22 protein-coding genes and 1 other RNA gene are annotated in these 24,797 nt (G+C 43.7%); 12 read left to right on the top strand and 11 right to left on the bottom strand.

Translation table 11 applies throughout. From position 1 onward, the window contains the following. Positions 1-3: 3 nt before the first annotated feature. Both CEX98_RS02055 and CEX98_RS02050 read left to right on the top strand, forming a co-directional pair. Complete coding sequence (locus CEX98_RS02055; protein ID WP_099640478.1) at positions 4-1,419, top strand: FAD-dependent oxidoreductase; 1,416 nt, start codon at positions 4-6, stop codon at positions 1,417-1,419. A 393-nt stretch (positions 1,420-1,812) separates the two neighbouring features. Then, a complete protein-coding gene (locus CEX98_RS02050; protein ID WP_010606434.1) occupies positions 1,813-2,208 on the top strand; it encodes a DUF1801 domain-containing protein in 396 nt (131 codons plus the stop codon). A 28-nt stretch (positions 2,209-2,236) separates the two neighbouring features. On the opposite strand, the gene recN is transcribed toward CEX98_RS02050, so the two are convergent. The 3 genes from recN to nadK form a co-directional block, all read right to left on the bottom strand. Further along, positions 2,237-3,913, bottom strand: coding sequence for a DNA repair protein RecN (gene recN, locus CEX98_RS02045; protein ID WP_099640477.1), 1,677 nt, complete (start codon positions 3,911-3,913; stop codon positions 2,237-2,239). A gap of 96 nt (positions 3,914-4,009) precedes the next feature. Beyond that, positions 4,010-4,600, bottom strand: coding sequence for a hypothetical protein (locus CEX98_RS02040; RefSeq protein WP_099640476.1), 591 nt, complete (start codon positions 4,598-4,600; stop codon positions 4,010-4,012). Between the two features lie 62 nt (positions 4,601-4,662). Further along, positions 4,663-5,547: an NAD(+) kinase gene (nadK, locus tag CEX98_RS02035; protein ID WP_099640475.1), complete on the bottom strand. Its 885-nt coding sequence runs from the start codon at positions 5,545-5,547 to the stop codon at positions 4,663-4,665. Positions 5,548-5,637: 90 nt separating this feature from the next. Between nadK and CEX98_RS02030 the strand changes: the two genes are divergently transcribed. Beyond that, positions 5,638-6,573: an HrcA family transcriptional regulator gene (locus CEX98_RS02030; RefSeq protein ID WP_172439709.1), complete on the top strand. Its 936-nt coding sequence runs from the start codon at positions 5,638-5,640 to the stop codon at positions 6,571-6,573. Positions 6,574-6,638: 65 nt separating this feature from the next. Beyond that, entirely contained in the window at positions 6,639-7,256 is a 618-nt protein-coding gene (gene grpE, locus CEX98_RS02025) for a nucleotide exchange factor GrpE (protein ID WP_099640473.1), read from the top strand. Between the two features lie 66 nt (positions 7,257-7,322). Here grpE and CEX98_RS02020 read toward each other — a convergent pair whose 3' ends face one another. The 3 genes from CEX98_RS02020 to CEX98_RS02010 all read right to left on the bottom strand — a co-directional run bounded on the left by CEX98_RS02020 (position 7,323) and on the right by CEX98_RS02010 (position 12,071). Then, positions 7,323-8,363, bottom strand: a complete 1,041-nt coding sequence (locus CEX98_RS02020) for a tetratricopeptide repeat protein (protein WP_099640472.1) — start codon at positions 8,361-8,363, stop codon at positions 7,323-7,325. A gap of 97 nt (positions 8,364-8,460) precedes the next feature. Next, complete coding sequence (locus CEX98_RS02015; protein WP_237116936.1) at positions 8,461-9,141, bottom strand: substrate-binding periplasmic protein; 681 nt, start codon at positions 9,139-9,141, stop codon at positions 8,461-8,463. 221 nt (positions 9,142-9,362) lie between these two features. Beyond that, complete coding sequence (locus CEX98_RS02010; RefSeq protein WP_099640470.1) at positions 9,363-12,071, bottom strand: CHASE domain-containing protein; 2,709 nt, start codon at positions 12,069-12,071, stop codon at positions 9,363-9,365. Positions 12,072-12,444: 373 nt separating this feature from the next. On the opposite strand from CEX98_RS02010, the gene CEX98_RS02005 reads away from it, so the two are divergent. Both CEX98_RS02005 and CEX98_RS02000 read left to right on the top strand, forming a co-directional pair. After that, positions 12,445-13,005, top strand: coding sequence for a hypothetical protein (locus tag CEX98_RS02005; RefSeq protein WP_099640469.1), 561 nt, complete (start codon positions 12,445-12,447; stop codon positions 13,003-13,005). A 335-nt stretch (positions 13,006-13,340) separates the two neighbouring features. Then, positions 13,341-13,859 carry a hypothetical protein gene (locus tag CEX98_RS02000; protein WP_143484309.1) on the top strand — a complete coding sequence of 173 codons (519 nt, stop codon included), beginning with the start codon at positions 13,341-13,343 and terminating at the stop codon, positions 13,857-13,859. A gap of 14 nt (positions 13,860-13,873) precedes the next feature. Here the strand turns inward: CEX98_RS02000 and CEX98_RS01995 are convergent, their stop codons facing one another. The 3 genes from CEX98_RS01995 to ssrA all read right to left on the bottom strand — a co-directional run bounded on the left by CEX98_RS01995 (position 13,874) and on the right by ssrA (position 14,957). Next, positions 13,874-14,155, bottom strand: coding sequence for a hypothetical protein (locus tag CEX98_RS01995; protein ID WP_099640467.1), 282 nt, complete (start codon positions 14,153-14,155; stop codon positions 13,874-13,876). Then, positions 14,122-14,304 (bottom strand): hypothetical protein, encoded by a 183-nt coding sequence (locus CEX98_RS01990; protein WP_099640466.1) that lies wholly within the window; start codon positions 14,302-14,304, stop codon positions 14,122-14,124. The genes CEX98_RS01995 and CEX98_RS01990 overlap by 34 nt, the downstream gene beginning before the upstream one ends. 296 nt (positions 14,305-14,600) lie before the next feature. Beyond that, positions 14,601-14,957: a transfer-messenger RNA gene (gene ssrA, locus CEX98_RS01985) on the bottom strand. A gap of 424 nt (positions 14,958-15,381) precedes the next feature. Between ssrA and CEX98_RS01980 the strand changes: the two genes are divergently transcribed. The 4 genes from CEX98_RS01980 (at position 15,382) to CEX98_RS01965 (ending at position 19,628) form a co-directional block, all read left to right on the top strand. Further along, the gene (locus CEX98_RS01980) at positions 15,382-16,425 is read left to right on the top strand and encodes a hypothetical protein (protein ID WP_099640465.1); all 1,044 of its coding nucleotides are present in this window, start codon (positions 15,382-15,384) and stop codon (positions 16,423-16,425) included. Between the two features lie 191 nt (positions 16,426-16,616). Continuing rightward, complete coding sequence (locus tag CEX98_RS01975; protein ID WP_099640464.1) at positions 16,617-17,639, top strand: hypothetical protein; 1,023 nt, start codon at positions 16,617-16,619, stop codon at positions 17,637-17,639. After that, positions 17,629-18,948: a glutamate ligase domain-containing protein gene (locus tag CEX98_RS01970; RefSeq protein ID WP_099640463.1), complete on the top strand. Its 1,320-nt coding sequence runs from the start codon at positions 17,629-17,631 to the stop codon at positions 18,946-18,948. The genes CEX98_RS01975 and CEX98_RS01970 overlap by 11 nt, the downstream gene beginning before the upstream one ends. Before the next feature lie 14 nt (positions 18,949-18,962). Then, the gene (locus CEX98_RS01965) at positions 18,963-19,628 is read left to right on the top strand and encodes a hypothetical protein (RefSeq protein WP_099640462.1); all 666 of its coding nucleotides are present in this window, start codon (positions 18,963-18,965) and stop codon (positions 19,626-19,628) included. A gap of 95 nt (positions 19,629-19,723) precedes the next feature. On the opposite strand, the gene CEX98_RS01960 is transcribed toward CEX98_RS01965, so the two are convergent. Continuing rightward, entirely contained in the window at positions 19,724-20,875 is a 1,152-nt protein-coding gene (locus tag CEX98_RS01960) for a Card1-like endonuclease domain-containing protein (protein ID WP_099640461.1), read from the bottom strand. A 353-nt stretch (positions 20,876-21,228) separates the two neighbouring features. On the opposite strand from CEX98_RS01960, the gene CEX98_RS01955 reads away from it, so the two are divergent. Beyond that, complete coding sequence (locus CEX98_RS01955; protein WP_099640460.1) at positions 21,229-22,881, top strand: DUF342 domain-containing protein; 1,653 nt, start codon at positions 21,229-21,231, stop codon at positions 22,879-22,881. A 38-nt stretch (positions 22,882-22,919) separates the two neighbouring features. Here CEX98_RS01955 and rnt read toward each other — a convergent pair whose 3' ends face one another. Continuing rightward, positions 22,920-23,582, bottom strand: coding sequence for a ribonuclease T (gene rnt / locus CEX98_RS01950; RefSeq protein WP_099640459.1), 663 nt, complete (start codon positions 23,580-23,582; stop codon positions 22,920-22,922). A gap of 240 nt (positions 23,583-23,822) precedes the next feature. On the opposite strand from rnt, the gene CEX98_RS01945 reads away from it, so the two are divergent. Further along, positions 23,823-24,653, top strand: coding sequence for a flagellar protein MotY (locus tag CEX98_RS01945; RefSeq protein WP_242441597.1), 831 nt, complete (start codon positions 23,823-23,825; stop codon positions 24,651-24,653). The last annotated feature ends 144 nt before the right edge of the window (positions 24,654-24,797 follow it).

Genomic DNA, 24,797 nt, shown 5'->3' with positions numbered 1-24,797 from the left:
GCAATGAGCGAAAACGTTTACCAATTTATCGATGTACAACGTGTAGATCCGCGCAAAAAGCCTATTTCTACGCGTAAACAGTCTTTTGTTGAGATTTATGAGCCATTTTCAGAGCAGCAAGTGCATTCGCAGTCTGATCGCTGTTTAGATTGCGGTAACCCCTATTGCGAATGGAAGTGCCCAGTTCATAACTATATTCCACAATGGCTTAAGTTAATTCGAACCGGCAGGATCATTGAAGCAGCGGAGCTATCGCATAGAACCAACAGTTTGCCTGAAGTGTGTGGCCGAGTGTGCCCTCAAGATAGGCTTTGCGAAGGCTCATGCACGCTAAATGAAGAGTTTGGTGCGGTTACCATAGGCAATATTGAAAAGTACATTACAGATACCGCCTTTGCGCAAGGGTGGAAGCCGGACCTTTCTTACGTGACGTGGACAGATAAGAAAGTGGCAATCATAGGTGCAGGACCTGCTGGACTAGGCTGTGCAGATATTTTAGTACGAAACGGTGTGCGCCCTGTTGTGTACGACCGTAACCCTGAAATAGGGGGGTTGCTAACCTTTGGGATCCCTTCATTTAAGTTAGAAAAATCGGTAATGGAGAATCGTCGCGAGATCTTTTCTGAGATGGGAGTCGAGTTTCAATTGAATACTGAGGTGGGCCGTGACATCTCAATGGATGAGTTATTGTCTCAGTACGATGCCGTGTTTTTAGGGGTTGGAACTTATCAAAGCATGAAAGGCAACCTTGAAAATGAAGATGCCGAAGGTGTGTATGATGCACTGCCATTTTTGATTGGCAATACCAATCGAGTAATGGGCTACGACGAAACGCAGAATCAATATGTGAACATGGCTGGGAAGCGCGTAGTCGTGCTTGGCGGAGGTGATACGGCGATGGACTGCGTGCGTACTTCTGTGAGGCAGAATGCTCAATCAGTGATCTGTGCATATCGTCGAGACGAAGAAAACATGCCAGGCTCGGTGAGAGAAGTTAAGAATGCCAAAGAAGAAGGGGTTGAATTTAGATTCAATCTACAGCCGGTTGGCATTGAGGTTGACAGCGCAGGTAAGGTGACAGGCGTAAAAATGGCAAAAACTCAGCTCGGTGAACCAGATAAAAATGGCCGCCGTCGTGCTGAAATCGTCGAAGGTTCTGAACACACACTAGAAGCTGATGCCGTGATCATGGCATTTGGCTTTAAGCCCCACAACCTTGATTGGCTGGCACAATACGATGTGGCAATAAATCATTGGGGCGGTATTGTTGCACCAGAAAAAGGCGCATTTACCCATCAAACAAGTAATCCTAAGATCTTTGCCGGTGGCGACGCGGTACGAGGTTCTGATTTAGTGGTAACGGCGATTTTTGAAGGCCGCAACGCTGCAGAAGGCATTTTGGATTATTTAGAAGTTTAACGCTTTTGTCGTTCACAAACCCCAACTACATTCGTTGTAGCTGGGGTTTTTTTATTTGAATTTTGCGTAGGGACTGTTTATCTTTTAAGTTTGTTTTTGCAGCAGTTTGATTGGTGTTTATACAAGGCAGAGTCTGCGTAGCATAGTTGTTCTATGTGAGTCAGGCGATAACACAGTAGAAATGCTAATCAAGCGCTGCCCTTTGGGTTCACCTGAGTGTGCTTTGTTCATTGTTGCTCAACTTTTACCTAGATTACTAGGCGGCAAGTTGAGCGTCGCGACCAAAACGCACTCAGAAGAACAAAAATCAAACAGCAAAGGTCAACAGGCCCTTGTTAGCCACTAACTTAATTTTACTCAACATATATTTATCAATAGTATTAAGGAAAGATCATGAATGAAACAATAAACTCAGGCGCTGATGCGGTCACTGCAAAGATAGCGAGCTTAAGCGATTGGCGTGCAGTGGTATTGCAGCAGGTCAGAAGTCTGATCCTAAGTGTTGATAAAGAGGTAGAAGAAGATATCAAGTGGCGTAAGCCAAGCAATCCAACAGGAGTGCCTGTCTGGTCAAAAGCTGGCATGATCTGCACGGGCGAAGTATACAAAGATAAGGTCAAACTTACCTTTGCATACGGTGCAAAGTTTGAAGATGAGCACCAGTTATTCAATACAGGGTTTGCAGGTAACACTCGACGGGCGATTGATATAAAACAGCAGGACACCATCAATGAAGCTCATTTCTGTACATTGATCCGCGCAGCAATTCGGTATAACGCTGCGCGTTAATCAACAGGTGCAATCAGCCTGATAACAGTTAAGCACTTTGCACTTGCAACAGCTCCTTCGCACTGGCTCTTGTGGTGTCGCTGATCTTATCACCGCCAATTAACCTTGCTATTTCATCAATACGCTGGTTTTCTGCCATTGGTGTCATCTTGGTGAAGGTCTCACCATGTTCAACTCGCTTAGCGACAAAAAATTGGTTATGACCGCTACAAGCCACTTGCGGTAAATGGGTAACACAAATAACTTGCGTAGATTGGCCAAGCTGGCGCAGCAATTTACCTACCGTTGCTGCCGTTGGGCCCGAGATCCCTACATCTACTTCATCAAAAATCAACGTGGGTGTGGTAACGCGTGTGGCTATAATTACTTGTATCGCTAAACTAATGCGCGATAGCTCACCGCCAGACGCAACTTTCCCCATAGGCTGCAAAGGTTGACCTGGGTTGGTCGAAACATAAAACTCAATGTGGTCATAGCCCAATGGGCTCGGCTTACCACCTAAATGTGGAGTTAATTGGATCTCAAATTGCCCATCTCCCATCGCAAGCTCTTTCATGCTCGCTGAGATCTGGGTATTAAGAGATTCGCTGGCCTGCTGACGACTCTGGCTAAGCCCTTGTGCCGCTTGGTTGTAGGCATTGATAGCTTCTGCAATTTCTTCTTCTAAGGCATCTAATCTGGCTGAGTCAGAACTAATAGACTCAAGTTCATGCTGTAGTGCTTGATGGTGTTGATACAATAACTCTGGCTGAACCTGATGTTTTCTGGCCAAGTCAAGTGCTTGTGAGAGTCTGTCTTCAAGCTCCTGCAGTCGCATAGGGTCTTGTTCGACCGAGTCCGAATAATTGCGGATCTCTCTACTGGCTTCTTCTACTTGAACGGCTGCTTCTTCAAGTACTTGGGCGATATTCTCTAGGGATTTGTCGTAACCGGTGAGCTCAGAGAATACTTGAGCACTTTGTTGTAATTGCGACAACACCGTTTGTTCGTCGTTTTCATACAGACGAGATAACTCACGGTGGCATTGCTCTAGAATGGTTTGGCTATGGCTTAAGCGAGAATGTTCGGCTTCCACCTCCTCATATTCGCCTTCTTGCAGCGAAAATTCGTCGAGCTCTGCCACTTGGTACTCAAGAAGCTGCTTTTTAGCCGCTTGCGCTTGCTGCGATTTTTGCAGTTCAACGTATTCCTTTTGCAACTTGTGATAGTGATTATACTGCCCTTTAACGGCCTGTAGCAGGGTAGTATGGTTGGCATAGGCGTCGAGCAGATGTAATTGGTACTCAGGCTTTAGTAACTGTTGATGAGCATGTTGGCCATGGATAGCAATAAGGTGCTGACCTAACTCTTTTTGTTGGCTAGCGGTGACAGGAGAGCCGTTAATATAGCTTTTACTGCGCCCGCTTTTACTAATAACGCGGCGCAAAATACATTCATCTTCTTCGTTTTCTAGCATATGTTCGGTTAAAAAGCGCTTAGCAGCTGGCAGGTCAGATACATCAAACTGCGCTGAGATATCGGCTTTATCAGTACCGGGGCGAATAGCGGAAGGATCGGCTCGTTCACCCAAACAAAGTGAAAGTGCGTCAATTGCAATGGATTTACCAGCGCCAGTTTCACCTGTAATTGCGGTCATGCCGCAATGCCAGTCAATATTTAGCGCACTAACAATAGCAAAATTTTGAACATTTAAAGCTAAAAGCATACTGTACACCTTAACAGAGAGTTACTGTTAATTTATACAGTATTTTGTGTTTTATCAACTCATATCACAAAATTCTGAGAAAAATGTTGCTGAGGTTTAGCTTAATGCGCGCTCCTTTACCAACTTCGTAGCTTGTACTTTTTGCTGGTTTTGCTGCTCTTGAGGTTCTGCACTAGGCTCTTGTTCGCCATCAGCTTCTTCATCAGGTTGTATAGCTGGAGTGTCAGGGGTTTGAATACGGGCGATCAGCGCAGGTAGGATCTCGTGATAAAATGTGCGGTTATAGGCAATCCCAGCAGAAGGTAATTCGGCAACAAAATACTGCATTTGCTCGGCTAGTAAATCTATATTGCCATTTAAGCGACATTTATTTAGCTCGTTGGTCACTGAATGAATAAAAAGCTCAGACACCTTTTCGAGTTGCGTTAAGTTTTCTTCAGTGTGTGACTGCACCACAAAAAAATTACCGACAATGGCATTAATGGGTGGCGCGTATTTTGGGCGTAAAATCTTAGCGTCCACAAATTCGGTTACTTTAGCTTTAAAATGCGTAGTAATAACTTTTAAGCGCTCATTGAGCGCTTTCTTTTCAGCTTCACGGGCTTTTCTTCTATTATTTTCAATCACTAAATAAACCGAAAGTATGGTAATGAGTAGTGCTAATGTGAAAAATACAACGTAAGCCATTTTTTTATTATTTACCTAAAATAGAAAATTCAAACAAGGTTATTTTGCGTAACTTTACGCACTTAGTAAAGCCTACTGCCCCAATTTAATTTCTGTCTAAGCACATTGTAGTAGGAGTAGCATTTGGGATGAATAAGTCGGAGTTTTTTCTCCGCCTTTTTTATCACTACTTCATCACCTGGTAATACAGCAAGTACTACGTGACTATCGCAACTAACTTGTAAACTATCAGTGTTTTCTAAGCTTAGCTTTAGTTTTACTTCTTTCTCGGCATCCACAACTAATGGTCTGCTTGAGAGCGTATGCGGAAACATAGGCACCAATGAGATGGCATTGAGCTCAGGAGTTAAGATGGGGCCACCACCTGATAACGAATAAGCAGTTGAGCCAGTAGGGGTCGAGACGATCAAGCCATCTGAACGTTGTGAAAATACAAATTCATCATCAATAAAGGCTTCAAACTCAATCATATGAGCTACTTTATCGGCATGAAGCACGGCCTCGTTCATTGCTAAATTTGCACTTTTTAGTTGATGATGTCGGTATACTGCCACTTCCAACAAGAATCGCGATTCTTCAATAAACTGGCCGCTTAAGACCGCCTCTAGTTGGGCTTCGAAACCTTCTGGGTTTAAATCTGTTAGAAAGCCTAAGTTTCCTCGGTTTACACCAATAACGGCAACATCGAATCGAGCCAGCACTCGGGCTGCACCTAGCATATTGCCGTCACCGCCGACAACAATCGCCAAATCGCACCGTTTTCCTAACTCAACTAATTCCACCACGGCGTCGTCAGGCAGAGATTTTATTTGCTCTGCAACTCTATCTTCTACTAGCACTTCGTATCCTAATGCTTGCAAAAATGTGTAAAGTCGTTGTAAGGTCGTCCCCGCGCCTTCGTGGTTGGGTTTGCCAATTAAGCCGATGGTGTTAAACGTGGTCGTCATTCAGTCATTTGTCCTTGGTATCTTTGTAGCAAGATTATCGTAAAAGCGTAGTGCTTGAAACTGGCAATTGACACCCATATAAAAATAAATATGAAACTAAATCCCAGAGATGAACAAATTCTGTGCGCGGTCATGCGTCATTATTGTAATGGCGACGGACAGCCCGTTGCATCCAGCAAAATAGCAAAGCAGGACGGCCTTGCTATATGCTCAGCAACGGTGCGAAACGCAATGGCTCGGCTAGAAACCAAAGGCCTGTTGTATTCGCCACACACGTCGGCCGGTCGAGTGCCTACCGATGAAGGTGTAAAATTTTGGTTGCAGGAGTTTTTTCCACTGGCAGATGTTGCGGTGCATTGGCAACCAGATCAGTCTGCAATCGTTTCTTTTGCGCATCTATTGAGTCAAAACTTTCAGGTATGTTGTTGTGTAGGCTTGCCACAAGTAAGCAGCAAACAAATGTTCCGAGTTGAAGTGCTCGATTTTGATCGCAAAAACTGGCTAGTGTTATTAATCGACAGAGCAGGGCAGTCACAAAACATTTGCATAGATAAACCCATTGATGACACTGATGCACTTCGTTATCAGTTCGCTGCTTGGATGAACACTGTGTTTAGTCAGCAAACGCTGGTTGAAGGTTTGCACCGAATGCGTGCAATGGCTTACAGTGCGCCGCCGAGTTGTCATCATATTCTAGCGCAATGGACCAAACAGTTGAGTCAGCAACTAGGATCTGATAACGCCATTGTGGTTGGTGAGCGATACCTATATAACCGCTTGGAGCTAGATAAAGAGATTAATTTAGGCGTAGGATTTTTAGATCAAGTGGAAGATCGTTTGGCGTTTCGAGATGGTATTTCAGTGCTACTTGGTGAAGAGTTAAGCATGCTCGGGCTCAACCGCGTGGTTGTATTGAGTGTGCCTTATTTTTCGAAGGGCGAATATCAGAGCCGTTTCTGCGTGATATGCCCCGCAGATTCAAAGATCGAAGCTATCTTGGCAGAATTCAAAAAATTGCCTCAATAAAGGGTTGAAACTCTCGTTTCAATCCCCATAATTACCGCAGTTGTAAAGAATCGGAGAATAACCACATGTCTGAGCAGACAAAAGCCCCAGAGCAAGAGCTTGAACAAGAACAAACGCAAGTTGAAGCAGAAGCTGTTGAAACACAAGAGCAGCAAGACACTCAGGAAGAGCAAGCAGAAAATGCGGCTGAGTTGAGCCCAGAAGAGGAAATTGCAGGCTTGTACGCTGAGCTTGAAGCGGCTAAGCAAACGATTGACTCACAGAAAGACAGTGTAGTTCGTGCTGCTGCAGAGCTAGAAAATGTTCGTCGTCGTGCAGCGCAAGATGTTGAAAAAGCGCATAAATTTGCACTTGAAAAGTTCTCAAATGAATTGCTACCAGTGATCGATAACCTCGAGCGTGCAATTGAGTTTTCTGACAAAGAAAACGAAACTTTAAAGCCAGTGCTTGAAGGTATTGATATGACTATCAAGACATTTGCTGATGCCCTTGCTAAATTTGGTGTTGAAGCGGTAAACCCGCAGGGTGAAGCATTTAACCCAGAGCTACACCAAGCAATGTCAATTCAGCCGAGCAATGATGTATCACCAAATACTGTGCTTGCTGTGATGCAAAAAGGGTATACCTTAAACGGTCGTCTATTGCGCCCTGCGATGGTGATGGTCTCTAAGGCTGCTGAATAAGCAAATTCAATTTGAAAAAGCCGCTCATTGAGCGGCTTTTTTGCGTTTAGGAACGAATGTATTCGCTTACCAGCTACACAGCTTCACTCTATCAAACCAAGGGCTTGAAAAAGACTTGGCTGTGATGGGGAGGGGAGCCGTTACTTCGACGCCTAACTCTTTTGCTAAATATCTATGTACTAGTAGCTTTACTTTGTCGCTTTCTAACTGGGTATATGCCAGTTGTAACGCTTGCTTAGTGCTTTGGTTGGGCATCTCCCCCTCGAGTTGTTTATAGCGCGCCTCAAGCCATTGTAGCCAAGCTTGTTTTGATTCGTTTGGAAAGGCTGTGGTTAGGGTAGACGTGGGCCCTTGTAAACGTTCGTAGTTCACGATTTGTTTTTGAATAAGAAAGACAAACATCAAGTTAATCCCCGCTGAGATTTGACCCGAGCGTTTATCAACGGCTTGATAGCCCAACAGAGCATGGCGAAAATACTGCTCGGCTTCAAATACTCGACCTTGATCAAGTGCGAGGCTACCCAAATTGCTTTCGATCATCGCAAGTACCGGGGTTTGCTTTAACTCCTCAGCTAATTTGCGTGCTTTGGCATACAATGTTCTCGCTTTTTGGTAGTCATCTTGGTTGCGGGCAACTAGCGCCATACTGTTAGTCAGCGTAAGTCGTTGGCGGTCATTTTCTGCATATTTGTAGGCACACTTAAGACTAGTATCAGCATCATCAAGGTATTCTTGTCGGCGTAACCAAATCCCTAGCGCACTCAAAATGGTAGGGAGGTTGGCTTTAAAAAACATGTCATCTGGATACAGAAAGGTCGCATTTATTGAGGTATAGAGCCTATCAACTTTGTTTGTTGGTACAGATGCACGAGCGCTCAGCAAATGCCACTGAATAAATAACGGTACAGGTACATCTTGCAGTTGCTCTAAACTGTCGAGAATAATCAAGGATTGTGCAGGGTTAACCGTTAAATAGTCGCTGGCCTCGTCTAGCTTACTTTCAAAATATGAGAAGTCTTTCGCCAACGCATGTTGGCAAAAATAAAATGTACAAGTTACAAAGAGTAAAAACCGAACCAAGCAAACCCCAACCACATTTTTGCGCATCTATTAACTGTAGTCGGCAGTAACAAATAGTTCCAAATCAATTACGACAAACAGCATTATACAAAGATAAGCAACAATGTTGAGGTTACCTCTTCAATTATAAATGGGGATCGGAAACGTGATGAAAAGAAAACAAATTGTTGAGTTCACTCTGGTGCAATTCAATTAGCCGATTAATATTTTCAAGGTCTACAGTGGTTAAACTGACTTTGCTAAGCATATAGCTAACCGGAGTTCTATTCGCCTCGATACCAGAATAGATAACATCGGTATACTCTTTGGCTTGAATAAAGTGCTCGCCCGCGAGCTTATCTTCAACAACATAATCAACTCGCTGTTTACCCAACATTTTAAAGCGGCGAGCGGCATTGGGCAGGTGTACCAGCTGATCGTTATAAAAGTCTTGGATCAGTTTTTCAAAGGCAATTCCATAGTAGCTGCCGGCATTCAGAGCAAATGTGTTTCCTGCAAGGATCAACGACTCGACTTCGCCGCCAATTTTTGGTTTTTCTTTATGTTGGAATAATGCCATGACTTCTTGGCGGTAAGGTGTAGTGAAGTAAGCAAACTTAGCTCTAGATGCCGTTTTGGTCGCAGCCATTAGTACATCTACCTTACCTACCTTTAACTCTGCTAGCATTCTCGCTGAAGTGGGATAAAAGACATATTCCAAGCAATAAGATGAGTCGTTAAACAAGGTGTTTAGCGCATTAATCTCTAAACCAGAGACATTACCTTCTTTACGGGAAATATAAGGAGGCCACAGTGTTTCGTTCATTCCTATGCGCAAAGTTTTGCTACATTTCGCTAAAGTTTCAAATGCCCAAAATGTGATAAGTAAACTAAGTAAAAGTGATATAGAACATTTCATGGCGTAAATCTCTGAGCGTTTTATAAAGCATGCTTATTTTATCAGCAAAGGAAGACTGGTACACGTGTTTTGTTAAACGATTAAGAACGTTTAATGTATCCGCAAAGTGTTTTTTGCTTCTTAATTTATTATTGTACATTGCGGCTCTGTGCGAGTACGGTCGCTATGGTATTGATAAGCTCAAGCTGCTCTATGGGTTTGGCAACATAACCATCAAACCCAACGCGCTCATACAAGGCTTTGTCTTCCGCAAAGGCATTTGCAGTCAATGCGATTATTGGAATATTGGGATCCTTTCTTTTGAGACGCTTGCAGGCTTCAACGCCATCCATTTCAGGCATTTGAATATCCATAAGTATTAAGTCGGGTTTGTTTAGCTCGAATTGTTCAATGGACTCTTTACCATTATTAGCAATGGCTACTTCGCCCTTGGCCTTACTGATCATAGAGCGGACCACAAGCTGATTTACAGGATTATCTTCTGCTAATAGTATCGAGACGTCGCTTAAGTCTGCTGCTTCTAAAGTAATATCCTGGTGAGGTTCACAGGTATGCTCTGCGAGCGCTAACGGTAGCTCCACAATGAATACGCTACCTTCATCGGGCTGACTTTCTACTCGGATTGTGCCACCCATTAACTCCACTAAAGAGCGCGTGATTGAAAGGCCAAGTCCGGTGCCACCGAATTTTCTGGTGGTTGACTTGTCTGCTTGTTCAAAGCGCGAAAATAGCTTGTTAATGGTTGCTTGAGTCATGCCAATGCCAGTATCTGAAACAGTAATGTGCATCCCTGTATTGTTTGCAAGTGGTTGAATATGGGTGATGACACTACCTGCCTCGGTAAACTTGATGGAATTAGACAATAAATTGAGTAAGACTTGTCTTATTCTAACTTCATCGCCAAGCCAATACTTGTGATCGAGCTCAACATGAATTTTGAACTGCAGCCCTTTGTTTTTTGCCAGTACCAAAAAGTCGGAGCGTAAATTTTCTACCAACACTTCAATATTAAAAGGGCGCTCTTCGATTTCTATGCGGCCAGCTTCAATTTTGGAAAAATCAAGAATGTCATTAATGATGGTATTGAGTGCTTTAACCGAATAGGTGGCTTTTTCTAACAAATTGCTGGCCGTGCTATTCAACGGCTCTGACTTTAGTAGCTGTAATGTACCATATAGGCCGTTCATGGGGGTTCTGATCTCATGGCTCATATTTGCCAGAAACACCGACTTAGCTTTTGCAGCTTGCTCTGCTGCGTCTTTGGCTTGAGAGAGTTCTCGCTCATGCTTAAGTTGTTCAGTGAGATCATAGGCAATACCTAAAAAGCCATCAATATGACCTTGGTCATCGGTTAGCGCGGTGACATTCAACTTAATTTGCACATGACGATTTTGCTTAGTGACATATGTCCAGCGGCTAGTGTCAACAACCCCTTGTTTGGCTTTGGCGACAAAAACTTCAAAGCCCGGTTCAATAGTACGACCAAGCTCCGTGCTTAAGGTGTTCGCTTTTGCTACAACCTCTTGTTCAAGGTGGAAGATAGCAGGGGAGGACTTACCCACAAGCTCACTCTTTTTATAGCCCAACAACCGCTCTGCGGCGGGGTTAAACTGGGTAATAATGCCGTCCGGATCGGTTGCGATTATGGCGTACCCCGAACCTTCAACAATACTGGTGTGGAGCTGACTATACTTGAGAATTTCTTTAGTCCGCGATTTTACCTCTTGCTCGAGCGATGAATTTACCTTGGTAAGTGATTGGGCTTTTTCTTCCTCTGCTGCAAGTTTTTCTTTCTCGGCTAGGCGCTGACGGGTAAAGCTTAGCAGTAAGATATAAATAATAATTGCCAACAACAGAGAAACCAGCAGAGCAACTTGTAAAATAGCATTGGGCGAGACTAAGTTAAGCGAGCGAATAAACTGCGCGGTTGGTTTGGTTTCGATTTCCCAAGTCCGGCCAAAAAGTGAGATTTTCTTCGCGGCTGATACGCTGGACGTTTGCTCACTCTGATGGGGAGCTTGGTAAAAAGCGATCTTGTCGTCGCGGTTGGTTACATCGGAGATTTGAATAGCAATATCTTGTCGGAATGCCAGCAAGGTAGTAAGAATTTCGTCGATTAGCAGTGGTGAATAGGTCCAACCCACCAGATTTTCAATTCGCGTTTGGCTATCACTTGCAACATCCACTGATGTATAAATGGGGGCAAGGATCAAAAAGCCATACTTTACTTTGTTATCGGCCTGCACCAGCGTGATTGGTGCGGTGAGCCTTGGCTCATTACTGGCAGCCGCATCTAGCGCTGCAATTCTGCGGCTTGCCTCAGAGCCGATATCTAGGCCAACTGCCTGCTCGTTTGGTTGCTCCGGTTCTATATACTGAATGACAAACTTGCTATCGTTGTGGGGGTTAAGTGTTTTGATAGCAAAAGGCCTATCGCTGCGCTCGGCTTGCGCCTGCGCGATAAAAGCGTTAACCCTATCGACAGGCACATACTTAATAATTCCCACACCGCGAGCACCTGGATATTCTGCTTGAAAATCAAAAGAACGAATGTAGCGCTGCATAGACTGATAGTCGAAGTGCTGTTGCTGGTCTGCATAAATAGCAGAGCGAAGCCCTAAAATTCCGTACCAGTACAAAGTTACCCGCTCGTTTACGCCTTCAGTGACATGATCAAGGCGCAATACCAAAGCAGAAGACACCTTTTGTGCATGGCTTTGCTTCTCTTGCTCGTATAACACAAGCCCATACACCATACTGCCTATTAACACCAAAAGTGCGGCTATCAATGGCAGCAATTTAGCCTCATGCAACTTACGGGCAGGCGCTAACGGCACATTATATTCCTTACATCTTTAATCTACGTAAATATAGTAGTCGAGAAAGCATTAAATTAACAGAGATTAGATGCGCGCATGTAGAGAAAAGTAAACCCAAATCTATGCCCGAAATCATAATACTAACAACTACCTAGCCTAACTAGGTGCTGGTTACTTTTAGTGATATTTATCAGCGATTAAACATTCTTTTGTTATGGCCGATAGATAACCACTAGGTAATAAATTACCTAAAATCGGGATGTCAACTTATTCTCTAGCAGCGGTTATCCCCAAAACTCTCTGGCTAGATACGGAAATAATTTAATGCCATTTTAAAAACAATGAGCTAGCTCATTTCTTATCCCGAGTTTAGGTTAAATAAGGAACATTGATGAAATTACAAAACGAGTTAGGCAAACTTCAAGTTCAGTTAACAGCCCCAAAACCTGAGCAAAATAGTCGATATGCCGAGGAGCAAGAGCAGCCTTCCAAGTATGGGGGCGCTTCGTCACAGAGTGAGCCACTGGCTTCCAGTCCTTTTAGCGCATTGCTCTCGTTAGAAACGGTCGACATCAACCACATATCTCCCCATGATTTTACTAGTCTTATCGCTGATATTAGTAAATTACACAACGAAACGGGCGAAGGGGATAAGCATGCAATCGAAGGTCTTGGTTACTTTCGCATCACCCTAGAAGTGCAAATGACAACAGGGCAGCTAGACCCAAATGCCAAAATAGATATGCAACAGTATGCTACAGAGCATGCCAAAAGCGCAGAGAGCTTGGCCAAAATAGACAGCCAAACCTACGGTCATTCGCCTATCTATGCCGATCAATCCAAACAGGCCATTGCCACCTTTTTCACACCAACCCAGTTAGAAAATTTGCAACTAAGCGCCATCGAGCTGCTGAAGCACAAGGGCAATAGATTGCTTGATAAAAAGGTGTAGTGCTTTTTTGTGGAAGACTGTCGCCTTCTCCTAGGTGAGATAATCGTTGATGCAGGAGGCTAGCTTTGAAGGCTCACCCCAGTTTATATGCGTTAGCTAATTTGTTATCTGATTGATTTTAAATGGTTAAATCATTATCTGAAGAGTGAGCGAAGCACCTTGGTGTCATATTTCCATACAAATTTATTTGTATTTTTCGGACGTGAGTTCAGTTCCTTACCTAAATAATGACTGGTAAATATTATATGCATCTATAAAATCTTATACTTATTAGATGCTTAAGGTTTAGGGCATAATGGAAGTGCAAAGGTTTGCTACAAAAAGATTTTAAATTTGTGAAAGAGTTAGCCGATGAGTTTTTCAATCAAACACACATTATTGAGCGTTTGGATCTAATTGGAAAGAAAGAAATTACAGGCTGGGAAATATGGTTACAAATCGAGTTTGCTATTTTCTTGGATGAACATTCTGATATAGCAAGGTGGGATCGAGAATATATGTACTCAGTTGATAGGCGTAAAACCAAGAATAAAACTTTAATTGCGGTAGATTTTACTTTCCGAAAAAAGCACTCCTCAACATATAGATATATAGCGCTAGAGATGAAACAGAATAAAAGTGCTAATAGCTGCATTAGAGCAATGATGAATGACATACATAAGCTCTTTATCATCAAACGAAGTGTTGACGATATCAGAAGCATCTGGAACTTAGGCGTACATTTATATGTAGAGCCTGATGTTATATATGAAAAAGTTAGAAAGTATGAAAAAGATCTAAAAGTAAGTTTAGTCGATAATTGTATCGTTTCAGACCGAATACAAGATACCCATTTCGCATATACAATTTTTTAAAAAGTTCGTAGCTATTAAGACATAAAGGAGTTTGAATGAGTCAATAAGTTCAAATCATACTCTTTAATGTGAATACCATAATGTCTAAAGAGCATTTCGGGCCCATCGTATCCCATTTGGTCAGCAACCCACCATAAATTGCGCCCCTTACTGATCAGCATGGTGGCGAAAGTGTGCCTTGCTTGATATGGGTGGCGGTAACCAACGCCGCTTTTCTTAAGTACGGGGATCCAAATATTTTTGCGCAGTTGTGCAGCACCGGTTAACTGTTTTTTGCTGCGTAGCTCAATAAACACACAACTTCCGTGTCCTGTAACTTCTTTTGTAACTTGAGTGCTTCGAGCGCCAAAGGGGGGAGTTCAATAACGCGATTACCTGATGATGTTTTAGTGCCTTTGGTAATGGCCTTTTTATTGGTGGAGTCCCAAATCACAGCTTCACACATTTTTGTTTCTTCGTTGATCAAGTCAACATCAATCCATTGCAGTGCTGCTTCTGACGTCCTAATACCCGTGTAAAACAGTGCAGTGAGTAAATGGCGTTCGGGCTGGTTTCTGCAAGCATTTAAAATTGCTTAAATCTCTTTTGGCTTAAATGGATCTACTTCTTCATGCTGGCCGCGATTAGGAACACTTTTTGAATTTCCAAAAAATGTGGATGAAATGTGGACACTTTGCTTCAGGCGTAAAAAAACCAGTTAAAGAAAATCTCTCTAACTGGTTGATTTAAAACGCTAAAATTTGGTGGAGCTGGGGGGATTTGAACCCCCGTCCGGAAAGCGTCGACCTTCGGTCCTACATGTTTAGTATCGTCTATTGGTTAACCTTTAAATCTCGGACGAACACGATAAGTAAAGGCGAGGCCGCTTAGTTTTAGCCCTTCAACCCCGGCCAGGGTTTCCGTAGCGATCTTGTGTAGGGTGACACTCCAGAACCAGATCCACAAGAATATCATGGAGGAGTGCTAGCGGGCTATTATGCCGCTAGAGCGTAGTTATCGTCGTTTGCGATTACTTTAAATGCGGCTTTTTTACGAGGCCAACCGCACCTCGACATGCACCTCAGGCTTCTTGAATCCCGTCGAATCCTAATCAGCCCCTGAATAAATTCAGTACGTGTTAGCACTTGATTGTTAAATCACTAACTATGTTTTGCATTATACATAGGATTAATGTCATTACAATGGCTTATCATGGCATTTGATGGCGATTTCGTACCCTTCGCTATGCGTTTGGTTAATAACTAGCCATTTCAGAAGGTTAAAAACACAAAGCGAGCTCTTAGCTCTGCCTTAGTAAATAGGGCGACCGTAAAGTGGTGCCGCTCGGTGTGGCTAATTAAGGCGCACAATAAGGCCCGAGTTGCTGGTTGCAGCTGCGGTTTAACGCTTACGAGCAAAAGTTAACCGCTAGGTATTAAGTGGTGGTTTACCTGTAAGCGTTTTTATCTTTACAACTTGTTGCTTAAGTGTGTTTAAATAAAGCTTCACTTTGATCATCACAATCTAAAATAAAAAGAAGAAAATGAATAGCTTATATTTGTGCGTTAGTTTGGGGGAGCGGCCACTGGACCTCGCCACCATAGAAGGGCAGACTCTGTCGTCTTCTGAATCTGATTTTCCAAGTTATGTAACAATGGGATTTAGGCAAACCTTGTATAGTGTTTTTGCCGCGATCAGCCTGCCCAAGCTTGAAGGTAACTTGTCTATTCGGTTTCTTGACGAAACCGTCGAGCTGAGAAAAGTCGCGGTATTTAAAACCCAAAAAGGCTTTATGTCTGGCAAACAGAATACGTTTGTGTGCATCAATATAATTGCAGGCGATAAGTTTATGACTAAGCTCGCCTCTAGCCCAAAAGGGTATAGGCTAGGTAAAAACCTAATTGATGCGCTGGGTAACCTTAGTTGTGGTGACGCGCTTAAGGTATGTGCAGAGCAACAGAGCGACAGCTTTATCGGTATTAATTGGTATTATGATCTTAGCTATCAAAGTGATGAAGCCGATGCATTAAACGAGAGTAAACTTACCTTGGTTGCGTTTTATACCACGGCTTGGCTAATGCTACAGCGTATCAACCGAGTGCAAACGTCGATGGAGCTAAGGCCCAAAAGAACTGGCGAGAAGCATCACTTTACCAAGTCTATCCTAGATACCAGAATAAAGCTGTTGAATATAGAACGCTTTATTTTTACAAAAAATAGAACTAAAAACAGTGAAGTAAAAGCGTTTTGCGACGATCTGGTCAATAACGAGGAGTTTTTGTTAAAAGAAAAGCTCGACGATGCCAAGCAGCTGCATCAGTCGTTTGAACAACATTTGGAAAACTACACCAGTCTTGAGCAGGTAATTAATTCAGAAAAAACCAACGGCTTACTATTGCTATTAAGCGCAGGCTCTATCTCGTTGACTTTGTTTTCGGCTTCGTTTGTCAGCGTCCAAGAAAACACACTTATCTTTAATCTTTCTAAGTTAATGTCGCCACCGGTGTTAGGGTCGCTTGGGGTGTCTGTTTTAGTACTGGTTTTGATTTATTTAAAGCACAAAGTGGGACGCTTACAACTGGATTAATAATCTTAATTAAGACATTGAGCTGCAACGAATTGCGCGGCCTGCAGAATAGCAACGAAAGCTCGACAAGCCGCGTGCTTTCTAATACAGTTACGGCTCAACTATGCTCGCTATTTAGGCTTTGCGAATAAAGCCTCTATGGTGGGGAACATCTAATTGCCATCTAACGATAAACGCCTGAATTAACCCATATGAACCAAGCATCCAAATTCAAAACGCCGCATCAAATCCAGTCTCTCAAAAATGCATGCGACAGCTTAGGTATAGACTACCAAAATCTTGATCCATTCTCTGAGCAAATTTTAAAGGTGAACTACCAGGGGAAGGGCTTTATATTTGGGGCTGGCAACATCTGTTCGTTTCCGATCAATTCAGCGACTTCTACCTTTTTAGCGAAAGACAAATCTCATACGGTTAACGTGCTAAGAGAAAGCGGCTTTAAAGTGCCAGAAGGAGATTACTTCTTTTTGCAAAGTGCATTTTCTATGTACCGAGGCGCCGGAAAAGAAAAACAAGATGCCCTAGATTATGCTCAGCGCCAGGGTTATCCATTATTTATCAAACCCAATGACGGCTCGCGAGGCGCGTTTATTGAAAAGATTTATAACGATCAAGATTTACAAAATTACATCGACAAAAACGCCAACAGACTCAGTTGCGTGAGAATAGAAAAGCCACTAAAAGGCAATGAATACCGTCTGTTTGTGGTAGATGGCAAGATCTGGTTTGGCTACAAACGACGCCCGCCGTTTATCACATTTGATGGGAGCCGCACTGTGGAGGCCCATTTACAGGCATTAATGGCCGCGCAATCTCAGTACGGACATAACTCGCTGAGTATGGATAGCAGCTATATTAGAGAATATTTAGCGACCAATCGGTTAACGTTACAATCGGTCCCACCACAAGGCACTACGTTTAACTTTTCTCCTGCAATGAATATTGCCCTTGGTGGCGAAGTGGTTGACTATTCAGAGTGTTTTAGCGACAAGCTCAATGCCTTTACTCACGAGATCTACCAGTTATTTAATTTGCGCGTATTTGGTTTGGATGTTTATAGCCAAAGCGACGATATCAACCAAGCTGATGCACTGACCATTTTAGAAATAAACGGAAACCCAAGCCTAGAGTCGGCAGAAAAACACTCCACCACAGAGATTGTGACGAGAATATGGGCGTTTATCATCGAAGAGATTTTTAACAATGACAGATAAAACCCAGTTTTTAGCGCTGACCAAATCGTTCGCTAAATTTGGTTCAGGGATCTGTTTAGAGCGGCTGCAACTTGCCATTACGTACTTATCGCTCGAAGCATATATAGAATCTGTTGAGAAGTTAGTGATCACCGGGACTAACGGTAAAGGCTCGGTAGCTAAGCTGAGTAATCGAATTTTATGCCAAGCGGGTAGGTCAACGGGCTTGTTTACCTCTCCCCACTTTTTAGAGTTTAACGAGCGCTTTACGGTAAATGGCGAACATGTTAACTACGCAACCCTGAACCAAATTGCCCAGGATATTGTGCCGCACCTTGCCAAAGTAGAAGCAACATTAAATGAAAAGTTTGGTGTTTTTGAATTCTTATATTTAGTCGCACTTTGCGTGTTTAAGCAGCAAAAAGTTGAGTTAATCATTATGGAAGCGGGAATAGGGGGCAGGTACGACCCAATTCGCGTGCTTAAATCTCACTTTGCTGTGCTCACGTCTGTGGACTTAGAGCATTGCGACATACTAGGGAGCAGCAAAGAGCTTATCGCCTTTGATAAAATCGACGGCTGTGCGCATGGTGGCACGCTGGTGGTGGGGAATGTGGATGCGCACCTAAAAAGCAAGGTGAAAGCGTATACTAAGCTCACAGAGATCCAGTGCCATTTTAACAGCGACGTGCGCCTCGAAAAGCAAGCAAATGCGTTTAACCAATATAAGGTAAGTTTAAGTAATAACACGCACTTTACCATTGCGCCTAAAACCTTTGGTCAGTTTGCTGAGGAAAATATTAAAACCGCGATTTCTATTTCAGAGGTGATGGCTAAGGCGCTGGGGTTTGCTATTACGGCGGATGATTACACCAGAGCAATCGACGGTTTTATCAATGATGGCCGCCTAAGTTTAGTATGCGACGCCCCAAAGATTTTTGTTGATAGCGCCCATACGGATGAGTCTTTTACCATGCTATTTGACTCAATAAAGCAGGACTTTCCAACGCAGCATATCGTCATTTTAGCTGGTATCTCAAAAGGCCGCGACCAAACCGTATTGGCCGAACGGATCGGCGAGTTGGCACAATATTGCGTGGTGAGTAAAGCGAGCTTTAAAGGGGCAGAGCCTGAGTTGCTGTATAACAAGGTGAAGAACAAAGGCGTTGCAGCAAGTATGTGGAGCGATCTCAAACAAGCGGTTGAAGATGCCAAAGCCTATGCGCAGCAGCATAATGCCATAATTTTTGTCTGTGGCGGCTTATTCTTCGCAGGGGAAGTCTCAGCCATCTTGCTCAACAAATCAAACCAAGATATTTATCTCTATTAACGGGAAGCAAACGCGTGAATACCATCACTGAACAGCGTTATTTTGATCAAGGAATATTTACCCATTTTATTCAGCCGCAATATAAAAACTTTTGTGGGATCTGCTCATTAATTGCTGTGGTTAATACCCTATTCGATGAAAGCTTTACCCAAGATGCTTTTCATCAACAGTTTAATGCCGGGTTTTACACCAAGCGCAAAGTCAGCAGCTCAGCCAACCCCGCGAAGGAAGACCTCGCGCTAGTAGACCCAAAAGGGATGAGCAATTTTGACATTATCAGACTGTTTAACAGTGTATGCGCCAGCAAAGCGATAACGCCTTACTCCGCATTAATAACCGGCGATATGCTGGCAACAATACCAGCGGCAGACATCGCCAACTGGCTCGCAGCTGAAGGCAACTTTATTATTTACCATTGTGTAGGGCATTACAAAACCTTAGCCGGATATACAGCAAGTAAAACCGGACATTATTGGATAGCTGCCGACTCAAAAAGCCATGGTGACATCGCCCCCATTCACTCCATACAACATCAAGCCGCAATTGAGCTGGCAACCACCTCAGAGAAATACGGATTTATCCTCCTCTCCACAACCCCCATTGCGTTTTTAGCTCGATATACAGACAACAGCGCGGTATTCCCGATTGAATCAAAAAGTGCAATGACCACCCGCCAATAAACAAAGCGCCAGCGATTAAGAGCTGGCGTATTATTTTGCGAAGCTGCGGTTGTTTGTGGGGGATAAATGTAGCGCTATCCGCCAAGGCTTTAGCTCTATGCTTCGCGCAGCCAGTTGCGGAGCTTGTCTTTGAGTTGGCTAAGGTCGTCTTCGCAGATCAGGCCTATCTCAAGTTCTTTTGCTCGCAGTCTTTCCGAAGTTCTTATCCCTTTATAGCTTACCAATAGGCCTCTGGCCTGTACGCCACCAAAGAGCTCACTGAGCGAGTCGAGCTTATAAATTACTTGATTGCCTTCACCTTTGTTGAATTTTTTGGTTTTGCATTCAATCAGGTGAAGTTTGTTATTGGCGAGTGCCACGATGTCGAGTTCATTATTTACATAACCTTGACCAACACGGCGCTTGATGGCCACGCCTTGGGCGACATCTTGTAAAATGGTGAGCTCTTTTTTCAGGCTTAATAGGGTGGCGTAAACATATTCTTCGAGCCAGCCGCCGTTGGCAAAAAAGCGGGCGTCTTGGTTTGCAAATCGTAATCTATCGCCTTGTCTGGTGGCGACGTCTGCGTCCTCTAAATCATCAATCAATGTTTGTAGCGCAGCGCTATTTAATTGGCTGCGGCTCATCGGCTCACTCAGCAGGTTGTTGTCTTCACTGCTTGCTGCAAGGAAGTTGAGCTGACCAAGAGCATGGCCGTAGTCGGTGTTACTGGTGGCCCACTTTGCGCCAAGTTGTCGGTATCGAATATCGACGACGCCAGCGTTGGCAATGTCGGTAATGTCACCATCAATTAGGTTAAAAAAATCGCGGATCTTTAGTTTATCTGCCAGTGACGTATTGGCCCGCTCGCTTGGAACCAACCAGTGCAGTTCGTCACGTTCGGGCTCAATGATAAAGCACTCAATTGAATAGGCGCGGATCACCTCATACATTGCCAGCAAATGCTGACGGTCGCCGCAGCTAGCATTGAAGACAAACTGACAAGTGGGTTGGTCGCTGACGAGTTGATCAATGAGCTGATGAAAGCCGTCGATTAAGGTTTCACTGTCACGGCTAGTTGGAATAGTTGCATAATGTACTTTTATGCCTCTTGGGCTAAGTACCTTTTTTATATCGTCTAATTGTGTACGTTGTTGTGCTTCGATGAGGTAGAGAATTTCGTCGGAGTCAATATTGTGATCTAGGACGGGGGTGAGTGTATTAATAAAATTACTGTCGATGAAGCTAATATGTATGTGTTTGGTCATGGCTTTTCCTAAAGCTTCCAAAAAAATTCATTTTCCTTTTGCTTGGGATAATTTTACCCTATATAGCACCAAGTGTTAAATTACGTTAAAAAGTAAGACTAAGTTATTAATTTGATGCTATTTGGCTCGAAACCCCAAAGTTTGTCTAAAGCTTTGCAGTGTAAAGCCGATAAATTCAAGGAAAATAATAAGTTGTATTTTTATTGCACAGGCTTATTTACATTCATTTATAATTTGTATTGATTCAGGTAATGTTAAGCTTAACAATTTGGTTAACTTATGCTCAAATGGGCAAGCTGCATTAAAAATAACAAATAACAATAAGATTGTGCATACTTTATCAGGGTTTATGAATGTCACTATTTCGTTTTGATGAGGATGAGGGCTATGTTTATTTGCTCTCGCATCCTGTGGAATCAGGTTTCCCAGCGAGCTCATCTCAGTTAATTGAGATGATCGAAGACTCGCCATTTGCGGATTTTGAAATCATTCATGCCAATATCGGTCAGCTGTTTACTGCAAGCGAAGCGCCTGAGCAAGACTCATTGATAGTCGCACGCGCCATTGATGCCTCGATATCGGTGCGCATTGAAGAAGGAAATATGCTGGCTGAAGCAAGGATCACAACAGCCAGAGGTGGCAAGCTTGTTTGTATGAGTAAAGCCAAGCAAGCATTAAAGCAAGCTGGTATTAAAAAAGGCGTCAGCGCCAAAGCCTTAGATAACCTCCTGGGTCAACAACTTGAATTACCTCCCGGACAAACTTACGGCGGCATTATTGCCCATGGTCAACGTGCCAAAGATGGTAACGATGCTCGGTTTGTACGTTTATGTATGACAGCACAAGACAGAGTGCTAAGCCCCCAAGAGTCCAGCGGTGGCAAGGTAGATATGCGTAACTTAGGCGCTATCATTACCGTAAAGCCAGGCAGCCCATTGATGAAGAAAGTGCCGCCAACAGAAGGTGAACCCGGATATACAGTATTTGGTGATATCATTGAACCAAAACCAGGAAAGGACGCGCCGCTCGAAGTCTCTGAAGGCACTAAACTCGACCCAAACGACGGCAATTTACTTATTGCTGACTCTAAAGGGGTGCCGGTGGCTATTCCTAGAGGCATGCGTGTGGACGATGTGCTGTGCTATGACAACATTGATGTCACCACTGGCCACGTTGAGTTTGATGGCAGTGTGATCGTTAGCGGTGACATAAAAGATGGTATGCATGTTAAAGCATCCGGTGATATTACTGTGATTGGCTTTGTGGAATCCGCCATCTTGGAAAGTGGCAGTGCGGTGACTGTGATGCTTGGCACCATCGGCAGAAAACGCACTGAAGGTGAACCTTTTTCATGTTCTATTAAAGCAAAACGCAGTGTGTCATTGGGTTATGCTCAATATTGTCGAATTGAGAGCGAACAAGACATTTTAATCGAGCGCCAGGCGCTACATTGTGATTTGGCTGCTAAGCGCTTAATTAAAGTGGGTAAAGGGGATACACCGAGAGGGAAACTGATTGGCGGCAACGTGTTGGATGCCATGCGCATTGAAACTGGTGAGCTTGGTGCGCCTTCAGGCACTAGAACCCGTATTTCTCTAGCACAAGATTGGGATAGTCTACACGATAAGCACCGAGAGCTGGTGGAGCTTGAAAAGGTGTTGGCGTCTAAGGTTATTGAGATAAAACAAGCCATGAATAAAGCTCAGGCGTCAGCTCAATCGCCAAAACGAGATGCTTATCTTGCCAAGTTGCAACACAGTGAAAACCAAATTAATAAGCATTATGGTCGCAATCAGCGCAATATTCGCTTGGTTCAGCAAAAAATACACCGCTTGGCACGGTTAAGTCGTGTTACCGTTAATGAATTGATGCACCCAGGCACAGAGGTGAAAATAGCTAAAGATAAGAAGCTATACTCACGAATTTACCCGCCACACTTTGTTAAACTACACGAAGGCAAGTTAACCCAGCAATTTACGACAGCCAAAACTGCCGAAATCGCATAGCAACATTAAAAATGCCAGCACGATTGCTGGCATTTGGCTTATTCTGCTTCGGCTTGTTCTGCAGGCTCTGGCTCAGGCAGTGGCCAACCACCTAATGCTTGCCATTTATTTACGATATAACAAAATAACTCTGCGGTGCGCTCGGTATCGTAAAGGGCGCTGTGTGCTTGGCTATTATCGAATTCGATCCCTGCGGTGCGGCAAGCTTTAGCAAGTACGGTTTGTCCTAATGCTAATCCGGCTAGCGATGTGGTATCGAAGCTGACAAATGGGTGAAACGGTGTGCGTTTTATGTTGTTTCGCTCAATTGCAGCATTCAAAAAGCCATGGTCGAAAGCAGCGTTGTGTGCTACCACCACTGAACGCTGACAGCCTGCGGCCTTTTGCGCTTTGCGGACGGCTTTACAAATTTCTTTGATAACTTCGTCTTCAGCAACAGCGCCTCGTAGCGGTGAGAATGGGTCGATACCGTTAAACTCTATTGCCGATTGCTCAATATTGGCCCCTTCAAATGGCTCTACATGAAAGTGCACCGTCTGATCTAAGCTTAATACCCCGTTATCGTCCATTTTTAACATACTGACGGCAATTTCTAAGAGGGCGTCAGTATCTTTATTAAAGCCTGCGGTTTCCACGTCGATAACTACAGGAAAGAAGCCGCGAAAGCGTTTTGAAAATAGCGTTTGCTCGGTATCAGACATAATCTTCTTGGTTTGTGAAATTTAGCGGCCTATTATACTGATACCTCAGCAAGATGCGAGCAGCTTACGAGGGCTGACAGTGGTACATTTATTGCTTAAACTTATATGGTTAAACGTGGTAGATTGTTTATTGTACGAACTCTGCGTGCAACGGTTGCGTATTGATGGGTTGATGTAGTGAGGTGTTTGGTGATTAAGTTTTATAAATCAGTAAGTTGGATAAGTATATCCTTATGCGCCATGACGCTGAATGCAGAGGCTGCAATGCGGCAATATGCTGCCGAGCCAGACTCGTCACATTGGCAAGTTGATCAGAACAATCGGTTAAGCTGCGCTTTAAATCATGAAGTGCCGTATTATGGTGAAGCGATTTTTTCTAGCAATGCTAGCAAGAATAAAGACTTAACTTTTAACCTCGACATGATGGTGCGCCCTGAAACCTATGATTTTGCTGGCCTTGAGTCAGTACCTCCACTTTGGCGAGCGGGTAAGCCGGCACGCAGTTTAGGGCAAATGAAGCTCCTTAAAAAGTTTGACGGTGAGTTGGAAAACGATGTGGCATGGGAGCTATTGACAGAGCTCGAAAAAGGCTATTTCCCGACGTTTTATTACCAAGACTGGCACAATGATGTGGATAAAATTTCGGTGTCTTTGTCTTCAGTTAACTTTAAGCAGGCCTACTGGGCGTTTTTACAATGCCGCGATAATTTGCTGCCCTTTAGCTTTGAAGATATTGCCTTTACCGTGATGAACTACAAAAAGAATTCGAGTGAGTTAACCAAGTCATCACAAAAACGCTTGGACATGATTGGTGAGTATTTAAAGAACGACCCCAAAATCGAACAGATTTATATTTCGGCATACAGCGACAGCTATGGTGGTCGTGACACCAACCTGAGATTGTCAAAGAGACGTGCGGAGGCGATTAAAACCTATATGGCAAGCCTCGGTGTGGAAGAAGATAAAATTATGACCGACGGCTTTGGCGAAAAGCGTCACATAGACACCAATGAGAATGCCATTGGCCGTGGCAAAAACCGCCGAGTTGTGATCCAAATATCAAGACCTTGATAGTTTTTATTAAACAGATCGCGGGGTAAACTCGCTCCCACCCAACAGCATAGTCCTTCAGTAGGAGCCGCTTTACGCGGCGATGTTTGGAAAGCTCGCGATGTGAAATCGCTCCTACCAACAGCATAGTCCACCTGTGGGAGG

Origin of the sequence: Pseudoalteromonas piscicida (assembly GCF_002744175.1) — a bacterium.
Taxonomy (GTDB): domain Bacteria; phylum Pseudomonadota; class Gammaproteobacteria; order Enterobacterales; family Alteromonadaceae; genus Pseudoalteromonas; species Pseudoalteromonas piscicida_B.
This window is presented reverse-complemented; position numbering and strand designations above follow the sequence as displayed.